3 protein-coding genes are annotated in these 4,352 nt (G+C 57.1%); all 3 read left to right on the plus strand.

Going from position 1 to position 4,352, the window contains the following annotated elements; all coding sequences use genetic code 11:
• Positions 1 to 2,190 (plus strand): DNA polymerase III subunit alpha (dnaE, locus tag ACTIKR_RS17850; protein ID WP_442328560.1); only part of this gene is annotated, 2,190 nt, incomplete at its 5' end.
• Between the two features lie 32 nt (positions 2,191 to 2,222).
• Positions 2,223 to 3,365, plus strand: coding sequence for a glycosyltransferase family 4 protein (locus ACTIKR_RS17855; RefSeq protein WP_193090741.1), 1,143 nt, complete (start codon positions 2,223 to 2,225; stop codon positions 3,363 to 3,365).
• Complete coding sequence (locus ACTIKR_RS17860) at positions 3,362 to 4,243, plus strand: polysaccharide deacetylase family protein (protein WP_193090737.1); 882 nt, start codon at positions 3,362 to 3,364, stop codon at positions 4,241 to 4,243. Before ACTIKR_RS17855 ends, ACTIKR_RS17860 begins: the two co-directional genes overlap by 4 nt.
• Positions 4,244 to 4,352: the final 109 nt, after the last annotated feature.

Here is a 4,352-nt window from a genome sequence, read left to right on the forward strand (position 1 = left end):
GTGCGCGACGTGGGCAGGGTGCTGGAGCTGCCGTATTCCTTGTGCGATGGCCTGTCCAAACTGATTCCGTTCAACCCGGCCAATCCCTGGAGTCTGGCCAAGACGCTGGAAGAAGAGCCTGAATTTCGTCGTCGTTACGACAATGACGAAGAGGTCAAGGCCATCGTCGATCTGGCGCGCCCGTTGGAAGGCCTAACCCGCAACGTCGGCATGCACGCCGGCGGCGTACTGATTGCGCCCGGTAAGCTGACCGATTTTTGCCCGCTGTATTGCCAGCCCGGCACCGATACCAGTGTGGTTTCCCAGTATGACAAAGATGATGTTGAGGCCGCAGGTCTGGTCAAGTTCGACTTTCTGGGGCTGCGCAACCTGACCATCCTGGATTGGGCGGTGCGCTATGTGCGGCGCTTCAATCCGGCCATGCGCGACTTTGACATCATGTCGCTGTCGCTGGACGATCCCGGGGCCTATCGCATTTTGTGCGAGGGCAATACCACAGCGGTATTCCAGCTCGAGGGCCGGGGCATGAAAGAGCTGCTCAAAAAGCTGCTGCCCAATACGTTCGAAGACATTATTGCCGTGCTGGCCCTGTATCGTCCCGGTCCCCTGGAGTCGGGCATGGTTGATGACTTCGTCAACCGCAAGCACGGGCGCGCCGAGGTCGATTATTTCCACCCCTCGCTGGAGTCGACGCTGCGTAGCACCTACGGCGTTATTGTCTACCAGGAACAGGTGATGCTGATTTCCCAGATTGTAGGCGGCTACAGTCTGGGAGGCGCCGATCTGCTGCGCCGGGCCATGGGTAAGAAAAAAGCCGAGGAAATGGCCAAGCACCGGGAGCTGTTTGAAAAAGGCGCGGTGGAAAAAGGCTATGACGGTGACCTGGCCGTGCGCCTGTTTGACCTGATGGAAAAATTCGCCGGCTATGGCTTTAACAAAAGTCACTCGGCTGCCTATGCGCTCATTTCCTATCAGACGGCCTGGCTCAAGGCGCATCATCCTGCCGAATTCATTGCCGCGACCATGTCTTCGGATATGGACGACACGGACAAAGTACAGATTTTCTGGCGCGATGCGCTGGACAATGGCGTTGCAGTGCTGCCGCCCGACGTTAACGAATCGGTTTATCGCTTCGAACCGGTAGAGGACGATGCCATGCGTGCGGGCAAACCGCCGCGCACTATCCGGTTTGGCCTGGGCGCCGTCAAGGGCACAGGCCAGGGTGCTGTCGAGGAAATTTTGCGGGCCCGTGAAACGGGTGGACCGTTTGAAGACCTTTACGATTTTTGCAAGCGCGTCAATCGCCATACCGTCAACCGGCGCACCATGGAGGCATTGATTCGTGCCGGGGCGTTTGACGAACTCGAACGCAATCGCGCGGCGCTGCTGGCCGCGTTAACGCATGCCATTGATGCAGCAGACCAGGCCGACCGCAGCGCTGACCAGGTCTCGCTGTTCGGCGACGATTCCGGCGCCATCGTGCAGGATCAGGTGGCCCGTGTGCAGCCCTGGAATCTGCATAGAGAACTTATCGAAGAAAAGAATGCGCTCGGCTTTTATTTCAGTCATCATCTGTTTGATGTTTGGCGCGACGAGGTACGCCGGTTTGCGCCCACCAAACTGTCTGGTATCAACGAATCACGCGATGCGCAGTGGGTGGCAGGTGTGCTGATCGGCCAGCGATTTTTTGCCAGTAATCGCAAGACGCCCGGTCAGCCCGAGGCCGATGACCGATTGTATTTCCTGCTGCTCGATGATGGCTCGGCGCAGGTGGAAATCATGTGCCCTGGCAGCGTGTATGAACTGAATCGCCATATTCTGAAAAGCGACAGTCTGGTTATCGCGCGGATCAAGGCCAAGGTCAATCGCTTCAATGGCGGGCTGCGCATCAGTGCAGACAGCCTGTATGATTTGCAAAAGGCGCGCGAAGAGCGGGCCCGCTGTCTGCAGATCGAAATTGCAGATGGCATGTCGGTCAGCATGCTCAAGTCTTTGCTCAATCCGTACCGTGCCGAGCCCGAGAACGGTATTCCCGGCGTGCGAGTGCAACTGAGTTATGTTTCTGCCGGCCAGGGCTATAAATGCGATATTGAACTGGGCGAGGAATGGCGCGTGCGCATGGCCGACAGCCTGTTCGAACGACTGCGCGAACATCAGCAGTCCGGTTCCGTAGAGGTAAGCTATTCGTGAATACATCTGCCAAACCACCCGTTGTTCAGGACGTGCCGCAGGGGGCAGGGGTCTGCGCAACAGCGGTTGAGAAAACGGCCAGACCGTTACGCATCGTGCACTCCGAAGCGGCAGTGTCCTTTGGCGGGCAGGAACACCGTATCTTCAAGGAGATGCGCGCCATGCGCAAGCGCGGGCACCATATGGAGCTGATCTGCCGGCCCGAAGCCCAGCTTGTGGCGCGCATGCGCGATGAAGGTTTTGTCGTGCATACGGTTCCCATGGGCGGGATTGTCAATTTTGTCAAAGGGGTGGCCGCGATTCGCCGAATTCTGAGCGACGGGCGGTTCGATGTGCTCAACACGCATAGTCGCAAGGATACGCTGATCGCAGCGCTGGCCGGACGTCTTGCCGGAACCCCCCTCATTGTCCGCACCCGGCATCTGGCCATTCCCATCGGCTCACTGCTGTCCTATACCTGGCTGCCGCACAAGGTGGCGACGGTCAGTAACCATGTGCGGCAAATGGTGCTGAACAAGGGCGTGGCGCCAGAAAAAGTGGCCACAATTTATTCGCCGGTCGAGCCACCGGCGCCAGTGGCGCAATCGACGCTGCGCGAGGAGCTGGGACTGGACAGTTCGGCAATCGTCGTTATTTGTGTAGCGGTGATGCGTGAGAAAAAAGGCCACACCTTTCTCATCGACAGCATGAAGGCCCTGTTTGAACGCTATCGGGATCTGCACTTGGTGCTGGTTGGCGCCGGCTCGCCAACGTTTGAGAAAGTCGGCAAGCATATCGCCGACAGCGGCCTGCAGCAGCGTGTACATCTGATGGGTTACCGAAAGGACGTACCCAATCTGCTTGCCGGCAGCGATATATTCGCCCTTGCCACCGAGCAGGAGGCCTCGGGCACGGTTTACGTGGAAGCGCAAATGAGCGGTCTGCCGGTCGTGGGCACCGATGTCGGCGGTGTCTCTGAGATGCTCAGGAACGGCGAAACCGGTATCCTGGTCCCCTTGCATGATGCGACCGCGCTTACCCAGGCGCTCGATACGCTGATTCAAAATCCGGGATTGCGCACACAGATGAGCCGTGCAGCGCATAAATGGCTTTATGATGAAGCCGTATTTTCTCCGGAAATGCTGGCCATCAATACTGAAGCCGTTTACTGCAAATGGCTGGATGAAAAATCATGACAGACAATGCAAAGAATGTTCCGGTGCTCATGTATCACCATGTGCATCCACTCAAAAGCCCCCTCAACGTACAGCCCGATGTGTTCGAACGCCAACTGGCTGCCTTGAAGGGTGCGGGCTATCGTTCGCTGACGATCGAGCAGTTTGCCGATTACCTGAACGGTGCGCCGGTGCCCAACAAATCGGTGTTGATCACTTTTGATGACGGCTATCTGAATAACTACACTTACGCCTATCCACTACTCAAAAAGTATGGAATGACCGGGGTTTTGTTTGTGGTTACCGGGTGGATCGGCGAAGGGGAGCCGCGCCCGACCACTGCCAATGCCGACCTTGCAGATTTGCCGGCGGCGTACGTGCATGAAGAGTCCAAGCATCTGGTGGCGTCCGGCGAAACTGACAAGGTCATTCTGCGCTGGTCCGAATTGCAGGAAATGGATGCCAGCGGCGTTATGCAGATCCATTCGCATACTCATACGCATACCCGCTGGGACAAGGTCGCCTCAAGCCGCGAAGAAAAAATCGAAAAAATCAGTGAAGAACTGGCGCTGTGCCGCGGGTTGATTGCCCAGCGGCTGAACAAACAGGATGACTTCATCTGCTGGCCCCAGGGATATTTCGACGAAGACTACAAGCAGGCGGCACGGGATCTGGGCTTTCGCTATTTTTTCACGACCGATGCCTATGGCTTTAACCGGCCGCATGGTGACGCGGAAAATATTTACCGCATCGCTGTGTCCAACCGCAGTGGCAAATGGCTGCTCAATCGGCTCTTCTATGCCAGAGATACGCTGGCCGGACGCCTTTACGGTAAATTCAAGAAGTGGAAAAAGATGCGTCGCGAAGCCAGAAAACGGGCTGGCGAAGCCAGGGCTTAGCGCGCTGCGGTGTTTGTCGTGGGCGATCAAGGCTTATCGTTTATTGGTGATTGATCACACGTATATCCCACCGTACTAAACAGGCGCTCACACATCTGCCGGTGCAAGT

Source organism: Advenella sp., from assembly GCF_052108595.1.
Lineage (GTDB): Bacteria > Pseudomonadota > Gammaproteobacteria > Burkholderiales > Burkholderiaceae_B > Advenella.

Coding starts and splice junctions, on each gene's coding strand:
- ACTIKR_RS17860 (WP_193090737.1), top strand. CDS start 3,362: ATGACAGACAATGCAAAGAATGTTCCGGTGCTCATGTATCACCATGTG.